The organism is Kineosporia corallincola (assembly GCF_018499875.1).
Classification (GTDB): domain Bacteria; phylum Actinomycetota; class Actinomycetes; order Actinomycetales; family Kineosporiaceae; genus Kineosporia; species Kineosporia corallincola.
In genome coordinates this window covers 187,062-211,682 of record NZ_JAHBAY010000010.1, presented here as the reverse complement: position 1 = coordinate 211,682, position 24,621 = coordinate 187,062, and the positions used below count along the sequence as shown (strand labels likewise).

The 24,621-nt window shown below is 70.8% G+C and carries 22 protein-coding genes; 5 read left to right on the top strand and 17 right to left on the bottom strand.

Annotated features, from left to right (window positions below):
* Position 1: 1 nt before the first annotated feature.
* The gene (locus KIH74_RS23630) at positions 2-922 is read right to left on the bottom strand and encodes a 5'-3' exonuclease (protein ID WP_214158432.1); all 921 of its coding nucleotides are present in this window, start codon (positions 920-922) and stop codon (positions 2-4) included.
* Between the two features lie 202 nt (positions 923-1,124).
* Between KIH74_RS23630 and KIH74_RS23625 the strand changes: the two genes are divergently transcribed.
* On the top strand, positions 1,125-1,565 hold the full coding sequence (locus KIH74_RS23625) for an Lrp/AsnC family transcriptional regulator (protein WP_214158313.1): 441 nt from the start codon (positions 1,125-1,127) through the stop codon (positions 1,563-1,565).
* On the opposite strand, the gene KIH74_RS23620 is transcribed toward KIH74_RS23625, so the two are convergent.
* Positions 1,538-3,112: a KamA family radical SAM protein gene (locus KIH74_RS23620; RefSeq protein WP_372492123.1), complete on the bottom strand. Its 1,575-nt coding sequence runs from the start codon at positions 3,110-3,112 to the stop codon at positions 1,538-1,540. The two genes, KIH74_RS23625 and KIH74_RS23620, sit on opposite strands and share 28 nt — an antisense overlap.
* A 71-nt stretch (positions 3,113-3,183) precedes the next feature.
* Here KIH74_RS23620 and kdd point away from each other — a divergent pair, with 71 nt between their 5' ends.
* Both kdd and KIH74_RS23610 read left to right on the top strand, forming a co-directional pair.
* Positions 3,184-4,344, top strand: coding sequence for an L-erythro-3,5-diaminohexanoate dehydrogenase (kdd, locus tag KIH74_RS23615; protein ID WP_214158311.1), 1,161 nt, complete (start codon positions 3,184-3,186; stop codon positions 4,342-4,344).
* A gap of 546 nt (positions 4,345-4,890) precedes the next feature.
* On the top strand, positions 4,891-6,267 hold the full coding sequence (locus tag KIH74_RS23610; protein ID WP_214158310.1) for a plasmid pRiA4b ORF-3 family protein: 1,377 nt from the start codon (positions 4,891-4,893) through the stop codon (positions 6,265-6,267).
* A 140-nt stretch (positions 6,268-6,407) separates the two neighbouring features.
* On the opposite strand, the gene KIH74_RS38860 is transcribed toward KIH74_RS23610, so the two are convergent.
* From KIH74_RS38860 to KIH74_RS23575, 7 genes are all read right to left on the bottom strand, one after another.
* Complete coding sequence (locus KIH74_RS38860) at positions 6,408-9,209, bottom strand: DEAD/DEAH box helicase (RefSeq protein WP_214158309.1); 2,802 nt, start codon at positions 9,207-9,209, stop codon at positions 6,408-6,410.
* Positions 9,210-9,288: 79 nt separating this feature from the next.
* Positions 9,289-10,176, bottom strand: coding sequence for a twin-arginine translocase subunit TatC (tatC, locus tag KIH74_RS23600; protein ID WP_214158308.1), 888 nt, complete (start codon positions 10,174-10,176; stop codon positions 9,289-9,291).
* Between the two features lie 51 nt (positions 10,177-10,227).
* Positions 10,228-10,503, bottom strand: coding sequence for a Sec-independent protein translocase subunit TatA (gene tatA / locus KIH74_RS23595; protein WP_214158307.1), 276 nt, complete (start codon positions 10,501-10,503; stop codon positions 10,228-10,230).
* A gap of 102 nt (positions 10,504-10,605) precedes the next feature.
* Positions 10,606-10,887, bottom strand: coding sequence for a hypothetical protein (locus KIH74_RS23590; RefSeq protein ID WP_214158306.1), 282 nt, complete (start codon positions 10,885-10,887; stop codon positions 10,606-10,608).
* Between the two features lie 93 nt (positions 10,888-10,980).
* Positions 10,981-11,343: a hypothetical protein gene (locus KIH74_RS23585; protein WP_052527724.1), complete on the bottom strand. Its 363-nt coding sequence runs from the start codon at positions 11,341-11,343 to the stop codon at positions 10,981-10,983.
* Positions 11,344-11,793: 450 nt separating this feature from the next.
* Positions 11,794-12,843: a helix-turn-helix transcriptional regulator gene (locus tag KIH74_RS37955; protein ID WP_214158305.1), complete on the bottom strand. Its 1,050-nt coding sequence runs from the start codon at positions 12,841-12,843 to the stop codon at positions 11,794-11,796.
* On the bottom strand, positions 12,840-13,862 hold the full coding sequence (locus KIH74_RS23575) for a helix-turn-helix transcriptional regulator (RefSeq protein ID WP_214158304.1): 1,023 nt from the start codon (positions 13,860-13,862) through the stop codon (positions 12,840-12,842). The genes KIH74_RS37955 and KIH74_RS23575 overlap by 4 nt, the downstream gene beginning before the upstream one ends.
* Before the next feature lie 48 nt (positions 13,863-13,910).
* On the opposite strand from KIH74_RS23575, the gene KIH74_RS23570 reads away from it, so the two are divergent.
* On the top strand, positions 13,911-15,110 hold the full coding sequence (locus KIH74_RS23570; protein ID WP_214158303.1) for a DUF3866 family protein: 1,200 nt from the start codon (positions 13,911-13,913) through the stop codon (positions 15,108-15,110).
* A gap of 84 nt (positions 15,111-15,194) precedes the next feature.
* Here KIH74_RS23570 and KIH74_RS23565 read toward each other — a convergent pair whose 3' ends face one another.
* The 7 genes from KIH74_RS23565 to dop form a co-directional block, all read right to left on the bottom strand.
* Entirely contained in the window at positions 15,195-15,575 is a 381-nt protein-coding gene (locus tag KIH74_RS23565) for an FKBP-type peptidyl-prolyl cis-trans isomerase (RefSeq protein ID WP_214158302.1), read from the bottom strand.
* 94 nt (positions 15,576-15,669) lie between these two features.
* Positions 15,670-16,596, bottom strand: coding sequence for an FKBP-type peptidyl-prolyl cis-trans isomerase (locus KIH74_RS23560; RefSeq protein ID WP_214158301.1), 927 nt, complete (start codon positions 16,594-16,596; stop codon positions 15,670-15,672).
* A 129-nt stretch (positions 16,597-16,725) separates the two neighbouring features.
* Positions 16,726-18,087: a Pup--protein ligase gene (gene pafA, locus KIH74_RS23555; RefSeq protein WP_214158300.1), complete on the bottom strand. Its 1,362-nt coding sequence runs from the start codon at positions 18,085-18,087 to the stop codon at positions 16,726-16,728.
* A gap of 152 nt (positions 18,088-18,239) precedes the next feature.
* Positions 18,240-19,106: a proteasome subunit alpha gene (gene prcA / locus KIH74_RS23550; RefSeq protein ID WP_214158299.1), complete on the bottom strand. Its 867-nt coding sequence runs from the start codon at positions 19,104-19,106 to the stop codon at positions 18,240-18,242.
* A complete protein-coding gene (prcB, locus tag KIH74_RS23545) occupies positions 19,103-19,936 on the bottom strand; it encodes a proteasome subunit beta (protein WP_308113976.1) in 834 nt (277 codons plus the stop codon). The genes prcA and prcB overlap by 4 nt, the downstream gene beginning before the upstream one ends.
* 166 nt (positions 19,937-20,102) lie before the next feature.
* Entirely contained in the window at positions 20,103-20,303 is a 201-nt protein-coding gene (locus KIH74_RS23540; RefSeq protein ID WP_214158298.1) for a ubiquitin-like protein Pup, read from the bottom strand.
* A gap of 200 nt (positions 20,304-20,503) precedes the next feature.
* Positions 20,504-22,024, bottom strand: a complete 1,521-nt coding sequence (gene dop, locus KIH74_RS23535; RefSeq protein WP_308113975.1) for a depupylase/deamidase Dop — start codon at positions 22,022-22,024, stop codon at positions 20,504-20,506.
* Between the two features lie 274 nt (positions 22,025-22,298).
* Here dop and KIH74_RS23530 point away from each other — a divergent pair, with 274 nt between their 5' ends.
* The gene (locus KIH74_RS23530) at positions 22,299-22,742 is read left to right on the top strand and encodes a DUF3054 domain-containing protein (RefSeq protein WP_214158297.1); all 444 of its coding nucleotides are present in this window, start codon (positions 22,299-22,301) and stop codon (positions 22,740-22,742) included.
* A gap of 71 nt (positions 22,743-22,813) precedes the next feature.
* Here the strand turns inward: KIH74_RS23530 and arc are convergent, their stop codons facing one another.
* Positions 22,814-24,553, bottom strand: coding sequence for a proteasome ATPase (arc, locus tag KIH74_RS23525; protein WP_214158296.1), 1,740 nt, complete (start codon positions 24,551-24,553; stop codon positions 22,814-22,816).
* Positions 24,554-24,621: the final 68 nt, after the last annotated feature.

The window sequence follows — 24,621 nt, the reverse complement described above, 5'->3', positions numbered from 1 at the left end:
CTCAGCCGGCCGCCTTCGTCATCGCCTGCACCACTCGCGAAACACTGCTCTCCACACCCCATCTGGCGGCGAACTCGACCAGCGCCGCGTGGTCCGGCGGGGTGGCGGGCAGTGTGTCGTGCAGGTCGGGCAGCGGGGCGTCGGGGGCCACGGTGACGACGACCGGCGCGGCGTCGAGGTAGTCCGACGCCTCCAGCAGCTTCTTGCGCTGCCCCGGCGAGAGGTCAGACGACGGGTCCGCCGCGGCCTCGCGCAACGCGGTCAGGGTGCCGAAGCGGCTGAGCAGGCCGGACGCGGTCTTCTCGCCGACGCCCGCGACACCGGGCAGGCCGTCGCTCGGGTCGCCGCGCAGGGTGGCCATCTCGGCGTACATCCGCCCGGTCGTCACGCCGTACTTGGTGGCGAGCCAGGCCTGGTCGACGATCTCCAGGCGCCGCACCCCGCGGCCCACGTAGAGCACACGCACCCGGTGCTCGTCGTCCGCCAGCTGGAACAGGTCACGGTCGCCGGTGACCACGTCGACCAGGCCTGCGCCGGAGGCGATCTGGCGGGCGGTGAGCGTGCCGATCACGTCGTCGGCCTCGTAGCCGGCGGCGCCGGCCCGGCAGATGCCGAGCAGCCGGAGCGCCTCCACGATCACCGGCACCTGGGGCAGCAGCAGATCGGGCACCTCCTCGGTGTTGGTGCGCGGGTTCGCCACCCGGTGCGCCTTGTACGAGGGGATCGCGGCGACCCGGAAGGCCGGCCGCCAGTCCTCGTCCCAGCAGGCCACCAGCCGGGCCGGGCCGCGCAGTGTGACCAGGTACGCGATCGAGTCGAGGAAGCCACGCACCGCGTTCACCGGCGTCCCGTCGGGGGCGGTGAACGAGCCGGGCACACCGTGGAAGGAACGGAAGTAGAGCGACGCGGCGTCGAGCAGCATCAGCTCGGGGCGGGGGTCCGGGAATTCCGGCGACACAGCTGGCACGGGCCGATCCTGCCACCTCGGCGAATGTCGTGGGACACAGACGAGCGGTGGCTCTCCGCTGTCTGCCCTGGTACGAGGGAGTGACGCAGCGCAACGTGTCGGTATCAGCCCGCAAACCCCGTGCCACCAGCCTGTTCGGACAGGTAGCCTTCGCCGGATGGAGGAGATCGATCGACAAATTTTACGGTTGCTGTCGCAGGACGGCCGGATGAGTTTCACCGATCTTGGCCGGGCCACCGGATTGTCCACATCGGCGGTGCATCAGCGGGTACGGCGTCTGGAGCAGCGGGGCATCATCCGCGGGTACACCGCCGTGGTGCAGTCCGAGGCCGTGGACCTTCCGCTGACGGCGTTCGTCTCGGTGACCCCGCTCGACCATTCCGCCCCCGACGACGTGCCTGAACGGCTGGCCCCGATCAGCGAGATCGAGTCGTGCTACTCGGTGGCCGGCGACGAGAACTACCTGCTCAAGGTGCGGGTGGCCACCCCGGCCGCACTCGAGGCGCTGCTCGCGCGGATCCGCACTGAGGCCGCCGTGCGCACCCGCACCACCATCGTGCTGTCCACCCCTTACGAGGCACGCCCGCTCTCCATCTGATCCGCCCACCACCGCTGCCCCACCTCCGGCAGGGTGTCGATCGGGTCGAAGTACGGATGGCCGCGGCCGATCGCCTCGCCGTCCGTGCCCTCGATCGAGGTGCGGTAGTTCTTCGTCCAGGTGCTGACCCCTCGCACCCGGTCGTACGTGGCCGCCTGGTGAACCCAGCGCTTGCCGACATACGGCACGTCGCAGACGATGCGCGGCGTGGCGAACCCGGGCAGGTAGCCCATGATCGCGTGCTGGAGATCCTGCGCCCGCGACAGCGGCACCCTCCAGTGCTCGGAGGCCGGGATCATGTCGCACATGTAGAAGTAGTACGGCGTGATCATCGCCTCGTCGAGCAGAGCGAAACTGAGATCCAGCAGCGCCTGCGCCGAGTCGTTGACGCCCCGCATCAGCACCCCCTGATTGCGGACGTCGCGAACACCGGCCTCCAGCAACGCCTTCGAGGCCCTGGCCACCGTCGGGGTCAGCGAGTTCACGGTGTTCACATGCGTGTGCACGGCGAGGCTCACCCCCCGGCGCCGGGCCTGGAGTGCCACCCGTTCCATCCCGGCCAGGACGTCTGCCTGGAGCCAGTGCTGGGGCAGCCCCATCAGGGCCTTGGTGGCCAGGCGGACGTCTCGGACCGACTCGATCGTGAGCAGCTCGGTCAGGAACGATTCCAGTTGCCGCCAGGGCACGTTCGCGACGTCGCCGCCCGACACCACGACGTCGCGGACACCCGGGGTGCGCCGCAGGTAGTCGAGCATCGCCCCGTAACGCTGCTGCGGCCGGCCGGTCAGCCGGAGCTTGGTGACCGACGGCGTGGACGTGCCCACCAGGTCCATGCGGGTGCAGTGCCCGCAGTACTGCGGGCAGGTCGACGTGAGCTCGGCCAGCACCTTGGTCGGGTAGCGGTGGGTGAGCCCCTCGGCCACCCACATGTCGTGCTCGTGCAGCGAGTCCCGGCTCGCCCTGGGATGACTCGGCCAGACCGGGTGCCGGTCGCTCGCCAGCGGCAGCATGTAACGGCGCACCGGGTCGGCCCCGATGGTGGACGACGTCCAGGCTCTGCCCCGCCCGTCGCGGTCCTCATACCTACCGCGCTGGTCACCCTTACCGTCGCCGTGCCTGCTCTGCTGGTCGCCGTCGCCGTCGCCGTTGCTGTTGCTGTTGCTGGGCCTGCGGCGTGCGCCCATGCCGCTTCCACTGCCTGCGCCGTTTTCACCGTGCGCGCTGTTCCCACCGCCTGCGCCGCCCGCGCCGTCTTCGCGCACCATCGTGTTCAGCATCTGTGGCGGGAGCAGCATCGACATGGTGGCGTGCTGTTGCTGGTCGCGCTCCAGGTCGGCGTAGAAGCCGTCGGGCGCCAGGTCACCCAGCACGTCGTGCAGCTGCCGGAGAGACTTCACGCAGTGCGCCCGCTGCCACTGGGCGCTCGCCCACTCCGCGGCCGTGACCGTGCGCCACCCTGGAAAACGGGTCCAGTCCGGCTCGACGAGTTCGCGACGCCGGTACTCGTAGGGCTGCGCCGTCCGGGCGATGGGGGGTTTCGCCGCCATGAGTTCCGTCACCACTCGAGAATAAGCAAGAATTTATGGAAGTTGGAGACTTTCACGGGAGGATTTTCGGCATGACGAAGATTGAGCAGGACGTCGTCTCCCCGTTCGGGTTGCACCGGGTGGTCGAGCCGGAGGGGGTGCTGCCGCAGGCCGCGTGGCGGCTCGACCCGTCGGCGCCCCTGGCCGCCGACGAGGTCCGCATCGACGTGGAGCGCCTCAACCTCGACGCCGCGAGCCACCGGCAGCTGCTGTCCGAGCACGACGGCGACGGCCACGCGGTGCGGGAGGCGGTGACCTGGATCGTGCGGGAGCGGGGGAAGATGCACAACCCGGTCACCGGATCCGGCGGGATGCTGATCGGCACCGTCGCCGAGACCGGTCCGGCATCCCCGCTCGGCCTGGCCGTGGGGCAACGCGTCGCCACCCTGGTCTCGCTCACCTGCACCCCCCTCGTTCTCCACGACATCTCCGGCTGGGACGGGCTTTCCGCGCAGGCGCCGTGCTCCGGCAGTGCCGTGCTGTTCGGCCGCTCGATCGCCGCGGTGCTGCCCGACGACCTGCCCGCCGAGCAGGCGCTCGCGGTGTTCGACGTGTGCGGCGCCCCGGCCCTCACCGCCCGGGTGGTGACGCAGGCGGCCGCCGGCGGGATGACCACCGGCTACCCGGCACGGCTTCTGCCGCCCGCCGAGGACGCCACGGTGAGGAGCTCCGGGGGCGCCGCCGGGCGCACGGCCCGGCCGGGCACCGTCGTGGTCTGTGTGATCGGGGCGGCCGGCAAGAGCGGCAGCCTGTCGCTGGCCGCGGCCCGCTCGGCCGGGGCGGCACACCGCATCGCGGTGGTGCGCTCCCCCGCCGAACGGCAGGCGCTGCTGGCCGCCGGGCGGCTGGACCCGCAGCCACTGGCCACCGCCGTGGTGGTCGCGGACGCCCGCGACCCCCTGCTGGTCGCCGAGAAGGTCCGCGCGGCAGGCGGTCCCGCCGACGTCACCGTGGTCTGCGTGGACGTACCGGGTTGCGAGCACGCGGCGGTGCTGGCCACCGCCGACCGGGGCACGGTGGTGTACTTCTCGATGGCCACCTCGTTCAGCGCGGCCGCGCTCGGGGCGGAGGCCCTGGCCGCCGACGTGACCATGCTCGTCGGCAACGGCTACTCGGCCGGGCACGCGGACCTGGCTCTGCGCGAGTTCCGGGCGTCGGCGGGGGTGCGATCGCTGTTCGGCGAGCAGGTCTGAGGTGCCAGGTCTGAGGTGCCGAGGCGCTTCTGAGGTGCTGAGGTCGGCGGGCTCGGGAGTTTCCTGGGCCCGCGGGCCCGGCGCTCACCTCTGCGGACTCTGTGCCACCTGCTCGGCACCCACGGGCTCGGCACTGCCTGCTCGGCGCACGCGGGCTCGGCACTGCCTGCTCGGCACCCACGGGCTCGGCACTGCCTGCTCGACACCAACGGGCTCGGCACTCGGCACTTGGGCCCGAGACTCGGCACTCGGTGCCACGCACTCGGTGCTGTGCCTCGGGTATACGGGCTCGATGGCACGGGCTTGCGCCACATCCTCCGTGCCCCATCCCCAGTTCCCCATCCCCAGTTCCCCATCCCCAGTTCCCCATCCCCAGTTCCCCATCCCTAGTTCTCCATCCCCAGTTCCCCATCCCAGCTCCCCATCCCCGGCGCCACACCCTCCAGCCCCCTTGCCCCACATCGGTGGGTCGGCACGATCCAGGGTTTGTCCACAGGGCAGGGTTTTCGGGGGCGGTGGGGATGAGGCCCGGGGCAAGCTCGGGACATGTCCAGACGCCGTCGCCGCCAGCCGCACCGCACCGCCACCCGCCGGGCGCGGGCCTCGGGCACCCGTCCGCGGCCCGAGGCCGGGCACATGGTGGCCACCATCACCACCGGCCTCCTGTCGCGTCTCGGGGCCTGCCCCCACCGACTCGACGCCGAGACCGAGATGGCCTCCTTCCTGGGCATTCTCGAGACCTGCCCATCGGCTGGAGCGAGCGACCTCCAGCGGGCTGCGCTGGTGGTGGCGGTGATGGCCCTCGTCATCCACGAAACCTCGCGACGGTCGGGCGATTCAGCGACGGGCCTGCTGCGGATGGCAGCGGAGATCGGCCCGGAGGCGATCCGCCGCGAGGCCGAGGAACTGGTGGCCCGGCACCCCGGGCCCGCCCCGGAGTGGAGCAGACCGGCCACCCCGAAGCTGTTGCGGGCCTGGCGGTTCGGGCAGCGCGGCACGGGTGGCCGCACGATCGGCGCGGTGTTCTCCTACGGCGGGCACGAGCACGGACTGCGCGGGTCGATCGACGACGACCTGTTCGCCCCGCAGGGGTTTCACGAGCTGTGGTGCGGCTCCGCCGCCGAGGCCGACGCCGACCGGGACCGGGGACGGGCCTGGGCTGCCGACACCCAGCTGCGATACTACGAAGACCTCGACGCCGCAGGAATTCTCGGCGATCTCCGGCAGGCTCTGGAGGCCAGGCCGGCCCCGCACGGTGAGGGCGTCGCCACCCACCTGCACCTGGTGCGGCTGCGGGCCCGGCAGCTCGCCGGGCTGCTGGGGCACGACGACGTGGAGCTGTACGCCGACAATCTGCTCAGCGACTTCGTCCGGCACCCCGGACCCGGCCGGGTGTTCCGGGTGCGGGTCGAGGTGGCCGGCACCGACCCGGTGATCTGGCGACGGCTGGAACTGGCGGGCGACGTCTCCCTGCTGGAGCTGAACCGTTTGCTACCGGCCGTCTTCGAGTGGGAGGAGGGGCTGTGCGGGCAGTTCGATCAGGTCGGCGCAACCGGGCCGGCCGGTGTCCGCCCGGGCCGGCTGGCCTACACCCGGCTGTCGTCGCTGATCGGCGAACCGGGCGAGCGGCTGCGCTGGTTCCACGGCGTGTTCCGCGAGTGGGAGGTGCTCATCACCCTGGAGGCCGTGCACCCGCCCGACCCGGCCGTGAGCTACCCCCGCTGCACAGACGGCCACCGGGCCTCACCCCCGGAAGGGCTCGACGGCTCCGACGGGCTCCAGCACCTGCTCACCGCTCTCGGCGACCCGGATCACCCTGACCACCACGGGCAGCTGGAACAGGCTGCCGCGCTGGGGTTCACCGCGCCGGACCGGTTCCTTCCGGACAGCATCGACCGCCTGCTCCGTCAGGCGCCCCGATGACGCGGCATCCCGTCCCGGCCCCGCGCGCGAGCCGTGGCCGGCGTGCGGGTCACGGCCCGAACCCGGCGCCAGGCCTCGGTCGAGGCCCGGTGCCGGGTCGCGGTCAGAGCCCGGTGCCGGGTCCCGGTCAGAGCCCGGCGTCAGGCCCGGGTCGGCCCGGCGGCCACCACTCCGCGGCTGATCGCCTCCACCGCGGCCCGGGCCGTCTTCACCAGCGCGGGATCGTCGCTGGCCTGGGTGATCTGGCCGAGCAGGTCGATCACCTGCTTGCACCAGCGCACGAAGTCACCGGCGGCCAGGTCGGCGTCACGCAGCACCGCCTGGAGCGGCTGTCCGTCGGCCCAGCGGTGGATGGCCCAGGCCAGGCCGAGGTCCGGCTCCGGGGTGACGTCGAGCCGGTGGGCACGTTCCTCGTCGTCGAGCACCGACCAGATCCGGATCATCGTGTCGAGGGCCACCACCGGAGCGCCCTTGGGCACCCGCGGGGTGAGACCGCCCTCGTCACGCCGCGACTCGTACACCACGGCGCTGACCACGGCGGTCAGGCCGGGCACGTCGAGGTCCTTCCACACGCCCTGCCGCAGGCACTCCGACACCAGCAGGTCGGACTCGGAGTAGATGCGCCGCAACTGTTCCCCGGCGGGCGTCACCTTGTCACCGGCCAGGTAACCGCGCTCGCTGAGCAGGTCGCACACCCGGTCGAACACCCGGGCGATGGTGTTGGTGCGCCCCTCGATCCGCCGCACCAGCGAGTCGGTCTCCCGCTTGAGCCGGAAGTAACGCTCGGCCCAGCGGGCATGGTCCTCCCGCTCGGCGCAGCCGTGGCAGGGGTGGGTGCGCAGCTGACGGCGCAGCCGGTTCAGCTCCTCGTCCTCGTGCGCCGCCGACTTCTTGCCCTTGGGGCGGTTCTTCGAGAAGTCCTCGGGATGGTGTTCCAGGGAACCCAGCGCGTTGCGCACCGACGAGGCCAGGTCGCGGCGCGACGTGGCGTCCCTGCCGTTGAAGTTCTTCGGCACGGTGATCCGGGTGGCGGCCTCCACCGGGGTGGGCACGTCCAGCAGCGACAGCCGGCGCACCTGCCGCTCGATGGTGAGGATCGACGGGCGCGGGCCCTCCAGGCTGTCGCCGCCCCCGACGCCGGGGTCGAGAATGACCGCCCAGCCGGGCTTACGGCCACCGGGCACCCGGATGATGTCGCCGCGGCGCAGCTTCTCCAGCGAGCCGATCACCTCGGACCGGCGGTCACGCGACGCGCTGCGCGACAGCTGCGTCTCCCGCTCGCCGATCTTGCGCCGCAGCGCGGCGTACTCGCGGAAGTCACCGAGGTGGCAGTCCATCGCCCCGGCGTAGCCCTCCAGGGCCTCCTCCTGCTTGCGCGCCTGCTTGGCCAGGCCCACCACCGCGCGGTCGGCCTGGAACTGGGCGAACGAGGTCTCCAGGATCTCCCGGGCCCGGGAACGCCCGACCTGCCCGACCAGGTTCACGGCCATGTTGTAGGTGGGCCGGAAGCTGGAGCGCAGCGGGAACGTCCGGGTGGAGGCCAGACCGCCGACCACCTCCGGGTCGAGGCCGGGCTGCCAGAGCACCACGGCGTGACCCTCCACATCGATGCCTCGCCGGCCGGCCCGGCCGGTGAGCTGGGTGTACTCCCCCGGCGTGATGTCGGCGTGGGTCTCGCCGTTCCACTTGACCAGCTTCTCCAGCACCACGCTGCGGGCGGGCATGTTGATGCCCAGCGCGAGCGTCTCGGTGGCGAACACCGCCTTCACCAGGCCCCGGGTGAACAGCTCCTCCACCACCTCCTTGAAGGCCGGCAGCAGCCCGGCGTGGTGCGCGGCGATGCCGCGGCCCAGCGCCTCGGCCCACTCCCAGTAGCCGAGCACGGCGAGGTCCTCGTCCGGGATGTCGGCGGTGCGGGCCTCCACGATGTGCCGGATCTCGGTGCGTTCCTCCGGCGAGGTCAGGCGGATGCCGGCATACAGGCACTGCTGCACCGCGGCGTCACAACCGGCCCGGCTGAAGATGAAGGTGATGGCGGGCAGCAGACCCGCGCCGTCCAGGGCGTTGATCACCTCGGCCCGGCTCGGGGTGGCGTTCGGCCGTCGGCCGCCTCCGCCCCGGGAGTAGGTGCCACGGCTCTTCGCCCCGCGCGCGGAGGTGCTGCCGCCGCGTCGTCCACCGGCACCGTGCATCTGCCGGTCGCGGCGGTTCGCATCGCGAGTGACCTGGAGCAGCTCGGGGTTGATGCCGTCGGCGGAGGCGCCGTCGGCGAACAGGTCGTACAGCTGGCGGCCGGTCATCACGTGCTGCCAGAGCGGCACCGGGCGGTCCTCGGAGACCACCACCTCGGTGTTGCCACGCACGGTGTCGAGCCAGGCGCCGAACTCCTCGGCGTTGCTCACGGTCGCGGACAGCGACACCAGCAACACGTCGTCGGGCAGGTGGATGATCACCTCCTCCCACACCGCGCCCCGGAACCGGTCGGCGAGGTAGTGCACCTCGTCCATCACCACGTAGGCCAGGCCGGTGAGGGCGTCCGAGTCCGCGTACAGCATGTTCCGCAGCACCTCGGTGGTCATCACCACCACGGGGGCGTCGGCGTTGATCGCGGTGTCGCCGGTGAGCAGGCCCACCTTGTCGGCACCGTGAACGCGGGCCAGGTCGGCGTACTTCTGGTTGCTCAGGGCCTTGATCGGCGTGGTGTAGAACGCCTTGCGCCCGGCGTCGAGGGCCAGGTGCACGGCGAACTCACCGACCACCGTCTTGCCCGAGCCGGTGGGGGCGGCCACGAGCACGCCCCGGCCGTCGGCGAGGGCCTCGCAGGCGTCGAGCTGGAACGGGTCGAGATCGAACGGGTAGTTCGCGCGGAATCGCGAGAGAGGGGTCTTGGCCTCCTCGTTTCGCTTGCGGGACGCGGCAAAACGTTCGGCGGGCGACGTCACGTGCTCACGCTACCTGCCGGTGCTCCGGGACGAGAACCGGTATTGCACCCGTCACATCCCGAAGCGGACCGGACAGGACTCAGCTGCGGTCCAGACGCTCAGGCGTCTCGAGCGGCGCATTGTCGCGGATCCCCGCGTCGTCGCTGGTCAGCGGGCTGGCCTCGTCGTCGTCCAGGCCGAACACCGGGTCTGCGGCGCGCTTCTTCACCTTGCGCCGGTCGTTGAACAGCGCCACGAACACCGAGACCGTGTACAGGCCGACGAGGGGCAGCGCCATGATGATCATCTGCACGGCGTCGGGCGAGGGCGAGACCACCGCGGCGAACAGGAACGCCACGAACACCGCGATCCGCCACTGCTTGCCCATCGCCCTACCGCTGACGATGCCCATCATGTTGAGCCCGACCAGGAACAGCGGCAGCAGGAACGCGACGCCCAGGGCGATGATCAGCCGGGTGGCGAACGTGATCACCGTCTGCGCATCGGGCTGGTTGAGCGAGCCCTCCAGCGCGAAGTCGGCACCGAAGGCCACGGCCTTGGGCAGCACGTACACCGCGAGCCAGACACCGGACAGGAACAGCGGCACCGCGAAGGCCACGAACCACAGCGAGGTGCGGCGTTCCTTCTTGGTCAGGCCGGGGGTGATGAATGCCCAGACCTCGTACAGCCACACCGGACTGGAGATCACGATGCCGATGTAGACCGACACCTTGACCTTGATGTTGAACGCGTCGGCGATCGCCCGGTAGGTCAGGGTGACCTTCTGGCCGTTCTCCGAGGCCTTCGCCAGCGGCTCGATGATGACGTTGTTCATCACCGGGTTGTACAGAAACCATCCGATGACGCCACCGGCGACGATCGCGATGGCGCTGATGACCACCCGGCGGCGCAGTTCGGCCAGGTGCTCCCGCAGGGACATCCTGCCCTCGGGGTTCTTGGGGCGCCGACGTGGCTTGGAAACCGCCACCGGCGGTCAATTCCTCTCGGACGGGAAGTCGGACTGGTCCGTCAAGGACCGTCAGACGTCGTGACGGGTCTGGTAGCCGGGCTGCTCGCGCTGCTGCTGCGGCGACATCACGCGTCCCTCGATCGGGTCGTCGCCGACGCGGACGTCTTCGTGACGGCGCTGCTCGTCGACGTTGTCATCTTCCTTCATCTGCTTGATCTCGGACTTGAAGATCCGCATGGACCGGCCGAGACCACGGGCGGCGTCGGGAAGACGACGGCTGCCGAAGAGGATCACCAGCACGAGAACCAGGATGATGATGTGCGAAGGCTCTTTCAGAAAGCCCATGAGCTGTTCCTTCCACTGAACCCGGTGCGCACAGTTTGCCCAACGGTCGGTGTCATCGTACGCGGTACCCGCTCTGCCCGGCAGACCCCGGAGCAGGCAAGCTCATCGCCTGCCCCCACGACGCGCGGAGTTCGCGCGCGCGGTCAGGTACCGCTCCTGCCTCAGCTCCAACGGATCGGTGAACACGGCTGGTTCCCGGCTCTCCGTCCGTTCGGCGACCTGCTCGAGCTTCGCGGAGATCTCGGCGAACCGCTCGGAGGCGGTGCTCAGCTCGGTCAGCAGCAGCTTGGCGCGCCGCCACAGGGACAGCCCGATGCGCGCGAGCACACCGAGAGCGGCCACCACCAGAACCACCCAGATCAGGACCCACCACCACACCGACACGGCGTCAGCTTAGCGGGGGAAAAACCGGAACCGGGGCACCCCTGCGCGGGTACCCCGGTTCCGGTTGCGAGGGCTCGGTCGTGAGCCCTGACCTCAGGCGGCTGTCTCGGGAGCCTGCGCGCGGGGGCGCGGGCCCTGTGCCGCGGCTGCTGCCGCCAGCAGATCCGCCTGCTCCAGCCAGAGAGCGAAGTCCAGAACGTCGTCGTAGTTCAGCGTCGGGCCCTCATGCTCCTCGAGCACCTCGGCCGGCACGTTCCACGGCTCTGCGACCACGCCGCCGGAGATGAGCAGGGCGACCACGTCACGACCGGCCGGCTTGCGCACCTCCTCATGACAGGTGGTGCAGATGAAGGCGTAATAGGACCAGCTCTTCACGGAGCAGACGACGAGACGCACCTGGTGCGGGGTCAGCTCCACGTCACCGCAGCTCGGGCACGACGCCTTGATCGTCGTCATTTGCGATCCACCTCCAGCAGAGCCGCCATTCATCGTCAGCCAGTTCTTCGGCGACGGTCCGCAACTCCTTAACGGCCGACAGTAATGCCTAGGCCGCCCTGGTGACGTGGGGTGGATCCGTCACGCAGGGCGTGTCGCTTTTCGCCGGATCAACGTCAGCCGTACGGCCGAGTGCGCTGCGTCCCGAGCGAAACCGGCAGACCCGGACAGACGGGAACGCCATGATCAACAGCATGTGACCAGGCCCGTCCGGGCGGCGGGCCCCGTCCGGGTGTCCCCCCAATGACCGACCGTGACAGCCTGGCGAACCGCACCCAGACCCGGCAGCACTCAGCCCAGCACTCATCCCAGCACTCGGCCCAGCACCCAGGCAGCACCCAGGCCGGGATCCAGGCAGCACCCGGACCCGGCCGGGATCAGGCAGGCATCCCGACGAGGATCAGACGGGAATCAGACGGGACGGGAGGACGTGGGGCTGCCCACACCACTGCCCACACCGCTCTCGCTGCCACTGCCACTCCCGACCGCCTCCGGCCCTTCGTAACCGGCGAGCGCCTCGGTGGCCGAGACCACCACCTGCGCGGCCAGACCCGGCGGGTCGACGATGCGCCCGGCCCCGCCGAGGCGCAGCACCAGCCGCGGGATCCAGTCCGGCGAGGCCACCCGCAGCACGATCCGCATCCGGCCGCCGGGCAGCTCGGTGGTCTCCTCGGCCGGGTAGTACTCGGCCACCCAGCGACCGCGCGGCTCGACCTCCAGGGTCACCCGCAGGTCGTCGTCGGACGGCGTGAACAGCTGCTCGTCACCGGCCCGGGAGACCGCCTCCGGCGGTGGGGTGCCGTCGACGTCGAGCAGGCTCAGCCCGGCCACCCGGTCGAAACGGAACAGCCGCACGCCCTCGGCCCGGTGGCACCAGGCCTCCAGGTACCAGCGTCCGTCGATGCTGGTGACCTGCATCGGGTCGACGTCCCGCTCGGTGATCTCGTCGCGGGCGGGCACCAGGTAGTGCAGCCGCAACCGGCGGCGCAGGCGCAGCGCCTCGCGCGCGGTGCGCAGCGCCTGCTCCACCCCGCTCTGCCCGGGGGTCAGGTCGATGGCCAGGCGGCTGGCCGGCGAGACCGCCTCCTGCGCCGCGGCCGACAGCTTGACCAGGGCCGAGTCCACCGCCCGGCGGTCCCCGACGTCGCCCAGGTCGGCGAGTGTGCGCAGGCCGGCGAGCAGGGCGATCGCCTCGTCCGCGTCCAGGCGCAGCGGCCGGGCGATGGCGTCGGCGTTGGACAGGTAGATACGGCCGCTGTCCCACTCCGCGGAGATCAGGTCGTCGGGCATGTGCCCGGGCGTTCCGCAGACGAACAGCAGCTCCAGGTCGCGCACCAGCTGTTGCTCAGTGATCTTGAAGTGCCGCGCGGCCTCGGTCAGCTCCACGCCGGGCCGGTTGAGCAGCCAGGGCACCAGGGTGAGCAGGCGGGACAGCCGCGCGGTCGCGGCGACGGCGCTCATGCCGGCCGCACCGCCGCCTCGCCCAGGCCGGACACGTCGACCGGCTCGGTGCCCTCCGACTGGGCGGCCAGCGCGCCCTTCAGCCGCCGGATCACCTCCCCGCGCAGATCGGCGGGCTGCACCGCGATCGCGTCCGGGCCGTGGCCGGCGATGGTCTGGGCGAGCATTCCGGCGTCCCCAATTTTGATCTGCAACTCGTCGAACCCGGGCCGTTCCGTGGACGGGATCGAGGCCACCGCGAGCCTGCGCAGCCCGGCACCGCGCCCGGAGCGCAGCAGCACGGTGGCGATCCGGTCGTCGACCGGCGGCACGTGCTTGCCGATCATCGCCTGCGCGTCCAGGTCGTCGGGGATCTCGTAGGCACCGGTGCGCCCGCGCCGCTTCACGTCGCTCTCGATGCGTGACAGCCGGAACACCCGTGCCGCGTCCCGCCCGCGGTCCCTGCCGATCAGGTACCAGCGCCCGCCCCGGCTGGCCACGGCCCACGGCTCCAGCTCGCGCACGCCCAGCTCACCGTTCGGCTTGCGGTAGGAGAAGGTCACCGCCTGCCGGTCGCGGGTGGCCGCGTAGAGCGGGCCGAAGGCGGGCTCGGCGGTGCGGATGCGCGGTTCCAGCCCGGCACCGTCGTCGTCGGTGTCCACCCCGAGCGCCGTGAGTTTGGTCAGGGCCCGGGCGGCCGGCCCGGCCAGGCCGGCCTGTTGCCAGACCCGGCTGGCCAGGCCGACGACCGCCAGTTCCTGGGCGTCCAGCTCGATCGGCGGCAGCGCGTAGTCGTCGCGGTCGATGCGGTAGCCGGGCTCGTCGTCGAACCAGCGCTCGTCGGTGCCGGTGACCACCGGGATGCCGAGATCGCGCAGGTCTTCCTTGTCGCGCTCGAACATCCGGTCGAAGGCCTCGGTGGTGTCGCAGTCCGCGTACTGCGGTACGGCAGCCCGGATCTGCTCCTTCGTCAGCCACCGTCGGGTAGCCGCGAGGCAGATCACCAGATTGAGCAGCCGCTCGGTACGCCGCGAGGACACCGCACCAAGCTACCGGAGGCCGCGGGGCGGCGAGATAGGGTCGCGCGCGTGATTCTGTGGCGAGAGGGTCGTGTCACGTCCGAACGGCGCGAATGGGACGGGGCGGTCGAGTACGAGGCCGAGGTCTACTCGGCGGCCGGAGGCACCTGGACGCCGTGCCGCGCTCTGGCCTATCCCCGGCTGGTCGGCCGCCCGGCCGTCGGGCAGCGGGTGCTGCTCAACACCACGGCCCTGGAGCGGGGTCTGGGAACCGGCGGTTATGCGCTGGTCGCGGCCGTTCTCGACGAGCTCCCACCGGACCCGGCGCAGGGGCCCGGGCATCTGGTGAAGGCCCGCTACACCCCGCTCCAGGCGATGGTGCTCGGCGTGGACGAGCAGGAGTCGCGGCATCATCCGGTGCTCGCCGACGCCGACGACCTGCTGGGTCTGCCCGTGGTGGTCGCCGACCTGCACAGCTCGCTGCCGGCGATCGTCGCGGGCCTGCGCCAGGCCGCACCGCACGCCCGCGTCGCCTACGTGATGACCGACGGCGGTGCGCTGCCGGCCTGGTTCTCCCGCACGATCGACGGTCTGCGGCAGGCCGGCTGGCTGGACACCTGCATCACCGTGGGGCAGGCGTTCGGCGGTGACCTGGAGGCGGTCAGCGTGCACTCGGGTCTGCTCGCGGCGAGGCATGTGGCCCAGGTCGACGTGGCGGTCGTCAGCCAGGGCCCGGGAAACCTGGGAACCGGTACCCGCTGGGGTTTCTCCGGGGTGCAGGCCGGTGAGGTGATCAACGCCGCCGGCACGCTGAACGGCCGGCCGGTGGCCACCCTGCGGGTGTCGGGCGCCGACGCGCGCGAGCGGCACCGGGGCGTCTCGCACCACTCGCTGACCGCCTACGGGCGGGTCGCGCTGCTGGCGGCCGATGTCGTGGTGCCCGACTTCGGGTCACTGCCTGAGGACGACGAACAGCTCGCGGCCTCCTCGCCGTCCCCCGCCGCCGGCAACCCGGAGGCCCGGGCGGTGGGTGACAACGCGCCCACCCCGCTGCCCGAGCTGGCGCGGCTGATCGACCGCCAGGTGACCCCGCTGTTCGCGCCGCACGGCCGGCACCGGGAGGTGCGCGTCGGGGTGGACGGCCTGTTGGAAGCCCTGCGCGAGAGCCCGGTCGGTCTCTCCACGATGGGCCGCAACCTGGCCGCCGATCCGGCCGCGTTCCTGGCCGCCGCGGCCGCGGGGCGGCACGCGGCCACGCTGCTGGCCTGAGGACGCCCGTCGCCGGTCTCTCGTCGTCCCCGCACCGAGAAGCGCCCCTCACCCGGAGGTGAGGGGCGCTTCGGCGAACGGTGATCAGCGAGCGGCGACCAGGTCGACGACGAAGATCAGGGTCTCGTTCGGGCCGATGGCGCCACCGGCGCCGCGGGAGCCGTAGGCCAGGGCCGGCGGGATCACCAGGCGGCGACGGCCACCGACGCGCATGCCCGCGATGCCCTGGTCCCAGCCGGCGATGACCTGGCCGACGCCGAGACGGAACTGCAACGGCTCGCCGCGGTTCCAGGAGGCGTCGAACTCCTCGCCGGTGGAGAAGGCGACACCCACGTAGTGCGCGGTGACGGTGTTGCCGGCCGCGGCCTCGGGGCCGTCACCGACGACCTCGTCCGTGATCGTGAGCGCGGTCGGCGGCTCCCCCTCGGGGAACTCGATCTCCGGTCGCTGGCGATCAGAACTCATTGTTTCTCCTTATGACGTGCTCGTTCGGCAGCCCGTCGAGGCTAGGGCATGGCGGCGGGTGCCTGTGTCAGGCGGCCGTCAAGGGCCGGTGATGCTAGCTGTTGGTCGTGACGGCGGTGTCGAGGATGTCGACGACGAAGATCAGGGTGTCGGTGCCCTTGATGCCCGCGGACGGCTCGCCCGCGGCCCCGTATCCCTCGTCCGGCGGGATGACCAGCAGGATCTGGCTGCCGACGGTCTTGCCCACCAGGCTCTTGTCCCAGCCGGTGATCACCCCGCCGACACCGATCGGGAAGCTGGCCGGCGCGCCTCTCGTCCAGGACGAGTCGAACACCGTTCCATCGCGCCAGTTCACGCCGGTGTAGTGCACCGTGATCGTCTGGCCCTTCTCCACCTTCTTGCCCTTGCCCTCGATCAGCGGCTGCACCACGAGAGAGTCAGAGGGTTCGGTGGACGGCACCGTGACGGTCGGCTCACCGGTCTTGGCCTTCAGCTTGACCGTGGGCAGGCCGGCCTTGGCCTTGACCTTGGTGCCCGTCGCACGCTTGAGAATGTCGGCGGCGGCGTCGATGTCGATCACGAAGATCAGCGTGTCGGTCGGCCCGATGCCCGCGGACGAGACGCCCGAGGTGCCGTAGGCGTCGGCCGGCGGGACCGCGAGCAGGATGCGGGAGCCGACCCTGGCGCCCTCGATGCCGTCGACGAAGCCCTTGATCACGCCGCTGTCGTAGAGCGCCATCGCCTTCTTGTTGCTGCCGAAGGAGTTGTCGAACGTCGTGTTGTCGGCGCCGTTGACGCCGACGTAGTTGACGGTGACCCGCTGGCCGCGCTCGACCTTGTCGCCCTTGCCCTGGGAGATGACCCTGCGCGTGGTCTTCTCGGTCGAGAACGGCACGGGGATGTCGAGCTCCGGGGCATCGCCGTACTTGCCCGACACCTTGATCTGATTGATGTCGGTCGTCGTACTGGGCCCGGCGTCACCGCCGGAGGAGGCGCTGGCACATCCGGAGAGCACGGTCACCGCGGCTACGAGAACCGCTCCAGCCCGCAACAGAGCTTTGCGTGAGAGCACGTCCGACCTTCGTCGAGGGAACGGGAACGCCGAACACCCTAGGGCATATGCCTGGGGTGCCCGGCGCCACGTTCGTGCTCACATGCTCTGGATCAGCCGCTCCACGCGCTCGTCGACCGAGCGGAACGGGTCTTTGCACAGAACGGTGCGCTGTGCCTGGTCGTTCAGTTTGAGGTGTACCCAGTCGACCGTGAAGTCACGCCGGCGTTCCTGGGCACGCCGCACGAAGTCGCCGCGCAGCTTGGCCCGGGTGGTCTGCGGCGGCACCGCGGTCGCCTCGAACACCTCGATATCGGCCCCGACCCGTTCCACCAGGCCCTTTTTCATGAGCAGGTAGTGCAGACCGCGGTCTCGATGGATGTCGTGGTAGGCCAGGTCGATGCGGGCGATACGGGGCGACGACAGCGGCAGCCCGTGCTTGGCCCGGTAACGCTCGATCAGCCGGTACTTGATCACCCAGTCCAGCTCGCGGTCGACGAGCGACAGGTCTCCGGTGCCCACGGCCCGCAGACCGCGTTCCCAGAGGTCGAGGACCCGCTTGACGTTGTCGGTCTGGAGACCCCGGCTCTCCACGAAATCCTTGGCCCGGGCCAGGTATTCCTCCTGGATCTCGAGCGCCGTGGCCTCCCGGCCGTTGGCCAGCCGCACCTTTCGCCGGCCGGTCAGGTCGTGGCTGATCTCGCGGATGGCCCGGATCGGGTTCTCCAGCGTGTGGTCTCGCAGGACCACCCCGGCCTCGATCATCCGCAGCACCAGGTCGGTGGCGCCGACCTTGAGCATCGTGGTGGTCTCGGACATGTTCGAGTCGCCGACGATGACGTGCAGACGCCGGTAACGCTCGGCGTCGGAGTGCGGTTCGTCACGGGTGTTGATGATGGGCCGCGAGCGGGTGGTGGCGCTGGAGACGCCCTCCCAGATGTGGTCGGCCCGCTGCGACAGGCAGTAGACCGCACCCCGAGGGGTCTGGAGCACCTTGCCCGCCCCGACCAGGATCTGCCGGGTGACCAGGAACGGGATCAGGATGTCGGACATCCGGCCGAACTCACCGTGCCGCGAGACCAGGTAGTTCTCGTGACAGCCGTAGGAGTTGCCGGCCGAGTCGGTGTTGTTCTTGAACAGGAAGACGTCGCCGGCGATGCCCTCCTCGTGGAGCCTGCGCTCGGCGTCGACCAGCAGGCCTTCGAGAATGCGTTCGCCGGCCCGGTCGTGGACGACCAGGTGGCGCACGTCGTCGCACTCGGGGGTGGCGTACTCGGGGTGCGAACCGACATCGAGGTACAGCCGGGCACCGTTGCGGAGGAACACATTGCTGGAGCGGCCCCAGGAGACGACCTTGCGGAAGAGGTAGCGGGCGACCTCGTCGGGCGACAGCTTGCGCTGCCCCTCGAAGGCGCACGTGACCCCGTATTCCGTCTCCAGCCCGAAGATTCGGCGGTCCATTCCCTTACTGTAGGTGCCTTCTCGCCCGTTGGCACCAGTGTCGGGCAACGCGTTGGGTGCGGAGTTACCCGGTGTGTTACTTCCGGGGAGGCCGCCGGGAACGCTGCCGGGCCCGGCGGGGACCCCACCGGGACCGAACGGCAGCGAACCCGTCATGCTTCTTCGCCCCCCGGGTGCCCGGGCTGCTGGTCCGGCTCGGTGGACACCGGGTCGCCGGTCGCGGGCGCGGGACCTGGCTCGGGGCGCGGGGTTTCCTCGCCGGTCAGGGTGTCGTGCGCGCCCGGGCGGGAGTCGTCGCTGCGCGGGACGTCGGTGGTCGGGTCGTCGGGCGCCAGCAATGCCGACAGCAGCGGGCCGCCGAGCCGGCGGAACGCCCGCCGGGGACGGGCCCGGTCGAGCACCGCCACCTCCAGCCGGTCCGGCGTGAGGGCCCGGTCGGCGCCGTTGGTGCTGTCGCGCGAGAGCATCTCGACAGCCAGGGTGAGCGCCGCCGACAACGTCAGACCGGGCCGCCAGCGTTCCTGCATGCCCGTGGCGATGGTGTCGGCCTGACCGCCCATCACCACGAAACCCTGCTCGTCGGCGACGGATCCGTCGTAGGTGAGGCGGTAGATCTGGTCCTGCTCCGGGGTCTTGCCGACCTCGGCGACCGCGATCTCCACCTCCATCGGCTTGGAGTCCTGGGTGAACACGTTGCCCAGGATCTGGGCGTACGCGTTGGCCAGGCCCCGGGCCGTGACGTCGCTGCGGTCGTAGGAGTACCCACGCAGGTCGGCGTAACGCACACCGGCCACCCGCAGGTTCTCGAACTCGTTGTAGCGACCGGCCGCGGCGAACGCCATGCGGTCGTAGATCTCGCTGATCTTGTGCAGCGAGCGGGACGCGTTCTCGGCGACGAACGCGATGCCGTTGTCGTAGGCGAGAACGATGACCGGGCGGCCGCGGGCGATGTTGCGCCGGGCGTAGTCCGCCCGGTCCTTCATCTGCTGCTCGGGCGGGACGTAGAACGGCATGCTCATCGGGCGTCGCCCCCTTCAGCGCCGGAGTTGCGGGCGACCACGGCCTGGAAGGCGGTCTCGACCTCGTCCTGGGTGAGCCGGCGGAAACCCTCGGAGGTGACCACCGTGACGATCGGGTAGATGCGCCGGGCCACGTCGGAACCGCCGGTGGCGGAGTCGTCGTCGGCCGCGTCCTGCAACGCCTCGACCACGACCTGCACCGTCTCGTCGGCCGTCAGCCCCGGCCGCCAGCGCTTCTTCAGCGAGCCCTTGGCGAACAGCGAGCCGGAGCCGGTGCTGTGGTAGCTGTGCTCCTCGTAACGCGCACCGCTGACATCGTAGGAGAAGATGCGCCCGACGTGGCGGTCGAGGTCGTACCCCGCGTACAGCGGCACCACGGCCAGGCCCTGCATGGCCAGCGGCAGGTTGTTGCGCAGCATCGTGGCCAGGCGGTTGGCCTTGCCGTCGAGGGACATCAGGGTGCCCTCGATCTTCTCGTAGTGCTCCAGCTCGACCTGGAAGAGCCGGACCATCTCGATGGCCGGGCCGACGGTGCCGGAGATGCCGACGGCCGAGTAGTCGTCGGCCGGGTAGACCTTCTCCATCTCGCGATGGGCGATGTAGTTGCCCATCGTGGCGCGCCGGTCGCCGGCCAGGACCACGCCGCCGTCGAACGTGGCGGCGACGATCGTGGTGGAGTGCGGCAGCTCGGGCATGACGGCTCCGGCGGGCAGCTGACGGCCCGGGAGGAGGTGATCGGCGTGGGCGGCGAGGAAGTCCGTGAACGAGGAGTTGCCCGGAGCGAAGAACGCCTCCGGCAACCGCCCTTCACGGAAGGGATCGGCAGTCACGGGCGAAACCCTATCCAGAGGGACGGCGTTCGCTCATCGGTCCGGCCCGGGAAGTTTTCCGCGGACCGCGAACCGGCGAGAGAGTGCGCCGTGGCGGCGGTGTGGGGACGGCGTCCGGCGTGGTGCCGGGTCTGCTGAGGACCCGGCCCACCCCTGGGGGCTGCCGTCACTGGCCGCCCTTCTGCACGAACCCCTTGACGAACTCCTCGGCGTTCTTCTCGAGGACGTCGTCGATCACATTGATGATCTCGTCGATGTCGGCATCCGTGGTCTTGGCGGTACCGGCGGCGGGTGGCGCCTCCGGGGCCGCGTCGTCGGCGGGCTCGTCGTCGCGTCGGGTCGGGCGCTGCTGTTCCTGGCCGGCCATGACTGCCTCCTGCGCTTGCGCTGGGTGCACTTCCTTGCAGTGATCCTAGGCATGCACCGGCGATTTCGGCGCGTGCCATTCCCCACTGTTCGGAAGAAATCCCTTGAGGACGACGCGGGCGCGGGCGGCATCTGCCCACGATCGGGTGCGTCACCGGCCGCCGCGGGGGCGGCCGGGCCCGGTCCGGGCCCGGCCGTGGCTCACTCGGCGGCCAGGGCGTCCACCAGGTCGGCGGCCGTCGCGCAGCGCTGGAGCAGGGCCTCCACGTGCTCCCGGGTGCCGCGGGACGGGTCGAGCGTGGGCACCCGCTGGAGCGCGCCCCGGCCCGGGATGTCGAAGATCACCGAGTCCCAGGACGCCGCCGCCACGTTCTCGCCGTAGCGGGACAGACAGCGGCCGCGGAAGTAGGCCCGGGTGTCGTGCGGCGGCTCGTGCACGGCCTCGTCGATCTCGGCGTCGGTGACCACCCGCTCGACCTGCCCGCGCGAGGCCAGCCGGTGGTAGAGCCCCTTCTCCGGGCGGACATCGGCGTACTGGAAGTCGATCAGCTGGAGCCGGGCGGCGTCCCAGTTCAGGTTCTCGCGGTTGCGGAAACCCTCCAGCAGCCGCAGCTTGGCCACCCAGTCCAGCTCGCGGGCGCAGAGCATGGGGTCTTCGCCGAGCCGGCCGAGAATGCTCTCCCAGCGCCGCATCACGTCGGCCGTGGCCTCGTCGGTGTCGGTGCCGTAGCGGTCTTCGAGGTAGGCACTGACCTGCTCGAAGTACAGCCACTGGAGCTCGACGGCGGTCATCGAGCCACCGTCGCGCAGGGTCACCTGCTGCTTGAGCGTGGGGTCGTGGGAGATGTCGTGCAGGGTGCCCACCGGCCGCTCGATGGACAGGTCGCGGGTGAACGCGGCGTCTTCGATCATCGCCAGGATCAGGTTGGTGGTGCCGACCTTGAGTAGCGTGGCCACCTCGCAGAGGTTGGCGTCACCGATGATGACGTGCAGCCGCCGGTACTTGTCGGCGCTGGCGTGCGGCTCGTCGCGGGTGTTGATGATCGGCCGCTTGAGCGTGGTCTCCAGGCCCACCTCGACCTCGAAGAAGTCGGCGCGCTGGGAGATCTGGAAGCCGGTGCCGGTGCCGTCCTGCCCCAGGCCGACCCGGCCCGCGCCGGTGAACACCTGCCGGGTGACGAAGAACGGCGTGAGGTGGCGGACCACGTCGGCGAACGGCGTGGACCGGCGCATCAGGTAGTTCTCGTGGGTGCCGTAGGAGGCACCCTTGTTGTCGGTGTTGTTCTTGTACAGGTTGACGTCGCCCAGGCCCGGGCTGGCCGCGATCCGGCGGCAGGCCGCCAGCATGACCTGCTCCCCCGCCTTGTCCCACAGCACCACGTCGCGCGGGCTGATCACCTCGGGCGAGGAGTACTCCGGGTGCGCGTGGTCGACGTACAGCCGGGCGCCGTTGGTCAGGATGACGTTGGCCAGACCCGGGTCGTCGGGTGCGTCGGTGAGCTGGCTGGCGTGTGCGCTGTCGCGGCTGATCTCCCAGCCCCGGGCGTCGCGCAGCGGCGCCTCGTCCTCGTAGTCCCAGCGGGCCCGGCCGGCCCGGCTGCCCAGCGGCGCCGCGTAGGCGTTGACCACCTGCGAGGACATCAGCATCGCGTTGGCCGCGGGGTCGCCCGGCGCGGACACCCCGTACTCGGTCTCGATCCCCATCACCCGGCGCGCGCTCACCGGGACACCACCGACGACGACCTCAGCGGGCTGCCCGCCACGATTGCGCTCATGGAGCAAGCCTAGGCGGCGGGTACGACAGAGCCCGGGCGCGCGCCCCGCCGTCGGCGGTTTTCCCAGGTCCCGCCCGGCCGAACCGGACTCGGCGGCTACTCTGCGGGCCTGAGGGGCGCATCCGGACGCCGAAAAGTGACGCACCGCCACCCCGCCTACCCACCGCGACGTGAACAACGCCACGAAGCCGCAGCCGATGCGGCAGAGGAGACCTCCGGCCATGACCCACTCCCCCACCAGCAGGATCCCCGGTGCCCTGGCGGTCGCCGCCCTGGCCGACCTGGCCTGCGTGCTGGTCTTCGTGGCCGTCGGCCGCAGCTCGCACGAGGAGGGCATCACCCTCGGCGGCCTGCTCACCACCGGCTGGCCGTTCTGGCTGGGCGTGGCCGGCGGCTACGTCGGTGTGGTGGCGTTCGGCCTGGCCCCGGCGAGCCTGCGGGGCGCCGCGATGGTGCTGGTCAAGACCCTGCTCATCGGCATGATCCTGCGCAGCGTGGTGCAGCACGACGGCACACCGGTGTCGTTCGTGGTGGTGGCGACGGTGTTCCTCGCCGTCACCCTGACCGGCTGGCGGGTGCTGGCCCGGATCGCCGCCCTGCGCCAGGCCCGCGCGAACGCCCGGGCGATCCAGGCCTCCGGGGAACGGAACGACGTGACGGTCTGACGGGGCTCTCGTCGTCCTCAGGCAGAACGGCCCGGCCGGCCCGCGAACCCGCGGGCCGGCCGGACGACGCCCTACAGGTACTGCCCGGTGTTGGCCACCGTGTCGATCGAGCGGCCGGGCTCGGTGCCCTGCTTGCCCTGGATGATCGTGCGGATGTAGACGATGCGCTCGCCCTTCTTGCCGGAGATGCGCGCCCAGTCGTCGGGGTTGGTGGTGTTGGGCAGGTCCTCGGACTCCTTGAACTCGTCCACGCAGGCCTGGAGCAGGTGCTCCAGGCGGATGCCGCGCTGGCCGAAGTCGAGGAAGTTCTTGATCGCGGCCTTCTTCGCCCGGTCGACGATGTTCTGGATCACCGCACCGGAGTTGAAGTCCTTGAAGTAGAGGATCTCCTTGTCGCCATTGGCGTAGGTGACCTCGAGGAACTGGTTCTCCTCGGTCTCCGCGTACATCCGCTCCACGGTGCGCTGGATCATCGCGTCGACGGTCTCGCTGCGCGAGCCGCCGTTGGCGTCCAGGTCGTCGGGGTGCAGCGGGAGGTCTTCGGTCAGGTACTTGGTGAAGATGTCGCGGGCGCCCTCGGCGTCGGGCCGCTGCACCTTGATCTTCACGTCCAGACGGCCTGGGCGCAGGATGGCCGGGTCGATCATGTCCTCGCGGTTGGAGGCACCGATCACGATGACGTTCTCGAGTCGCTCGACGCCGTCGATCTCGCTCAGCAGCTGCGGCACGATGGTGGTCTCGACGTCGCTGGAGACACCGGAACCGCGGGTGCGGAACAGCGACTCCATCTCGTCGAAGAACACCACCACGGGAGTGCCCTCGGAGGCCTTGTCGCGGGCCCGGCTGAAGATCAGCCGGATGTGCCGCTCGGTCTCGCCGACGTACTTGTTGAGCAGCTCGGGGCCCTTGACGTTGAGGAAGTAGGACTTCGAGTCCTTCAGGCCGCGCGCCTCCGCGGCCTTCTTCGCCAGACTGCGCGCCACGGCCTTGGCGATCAGCGTCTTGCCGCAGCCGGGAGGACCGTAGAGCAGCACGCCCTTGGGCGGCTTGAGACCGTGCTCGCGGTACAGCTCGGGGTGCAGGAACGGCAGCTCCACGGCGTCGCGGATGGTGCTGATCTGCGGCCCCAGGCCACCGATGTCGGAGTAGTCGATGTCGGGCACCTCTTCGAGGACGAGCTCCTCGACCTCGGCGCGGGGCACCCGCTCGTAGGCGAACCCGGCCCGTGGGTCCATGGTGAGGGCGTCGCCGACCTTGAGCTTGGAGTCGGACTCGCGCAGGGCACCGGCCAGGTGCACCACGCGCTCCTCGTCGGCGTGCGCGACGACCAGCGCCCGCTCGCCGTCGTCGAGGATCTCCTTGAGGATGACGATCTCGCCGACCTTCTCGAAGGCCCGCGCCGCCACCACGTTGAAGGCCTCGTTGAGCATGACCTCCTGGCCCGGGCGCAGCTCCTCGACCTCGATCGAGGGGCTCACCGCGACCCGCATCTTGCGCCCGGAACTGATCACCTCGACCGTGCCGTCCTCGGCCGGGCCGACGAACACGCCGAAGGTGTTGGGAGGCTGGGCGAGCCGGTCAACCTCGGCCTTGAGCTGGACGATCTGCTCGCGGGCGTCGCGCAGGGTGCCCGCGAGCCGCTCGTTCTGGGACCCGAGCTGGTTGATCTGGGCCCTCAGGCGCTCGATCTCGTCACCCGCCGCCCCTGGAACCCGCGCTGCTGAGAGTCGCTCGACCTCCTGCTGGAGCCGAACGATCTCGCGACGAAGCGCGGTCTCGTCAAGGCCGTACCCGCTGCTGTGGTCGGTCATGGCGGTAAACCTCCCGTCCGGCGCAAAGGTCGACGCTACGACGACCCTAGCTCGCCTACGCACCACAA

Bases quoted from the DNA above. Each gene is read 5' to 3' on its own strand.
- kdd (WP_214158311.1), top strand. From the start codon at position 3,184: ATGACGAAGATTGAGCAGGACGTCGTCTCCCCGTTCGGGTTGCACCGG.
- KIH74_RS37955 (WP_214158305.1), bottom strand. From the start codon at position 12,843: ATGAGCGCCGTCGCCGCGACCGCGCGGCTGTCCCGCCTGCTCACCCTG.
- KIH74_RS23585 (WP_052527724.1), bottom strand. From the start codon at position 11,343: ATGACGACGATCAAGGCGTCGTGCCCGAGCTGCGGTGACGTGGAGCTG.
- KIH74_RS23620 (WP_372492123.1), bottom strand. From the start codon at position 3,112: ATGGCGGCGAAACCCCCCATCGCCCGGACGGCGCAGCCCTACGAGTAC.
- tatA (WP_214158307.1), bottom strand. From the start codon at position 10,503: ATGGGCTTTCTGAAAGAGCCTTCGCACATCATCATCCTGGTTCTCGTG.
- KIH74_RS23630 (WP_214158432.1), bottom strand. From the start codon at position 922: ATGCTGCTCGACGCCGCGTCGCTCTACTTCCGTTCCTTCCACGGTGTG.
- arc (WP_214158296.1), bottom strand. From the start codon at position 24,553: ATGACCGACCACAGCAGCGGGTACGGCCTTGACGAGACCGCGCTTCGT.
- KIH74_RS23610 (WP_214158310.1), top strand. From the start codon at position 4,891: ATGTCCAGACGCCGTCGCCGCCAGCCGCACCGCACCGCCACCCGCCGG.
- prcA (WP_214158299.1), bottom strand. From the start codon at position 19,106: ATGAGCATGCCGTTCTACGTCCCGCCCGAGCAGCAGATGAAGGACCGG.
- pafA (WP_214158300.1), bottom strand. From the start codon at position 18,087: ATGGACCGCCGAATCTTCGGGCTGGAGACGGAATACGGGGTCACGTGC.
- KIH74_RS23540 (WP_214158298.1), bottom strand. From the start codon at position 20,303: ATGGCCGGCCAGGAACAGCAGCGCCCGACCCGACGCGACGACGAGCCC.
- KIH74_RS23530 (WP_214158297.1), top strand. From the start codon at position 22,299: ATGACCCACTCCCCCACCAGCAGGATCCCCGGTGCCCTGGCGGTCGCC.
- KIH74_RS23625 (WP_214158313.1), top strand. From the start codon at position 1,125: ATGGAGGAGATCGATCGACAAATTTTACGGTTGCTGTCGCAGGACGGC.
- KIH74_RS23565 (WP_214158302.1), bottom strand. From the start codon at position 15,575: ATGAGTTCTGATCGCCAGCGACCGGAGATCGAGTTCCCCGAGGGGGAG.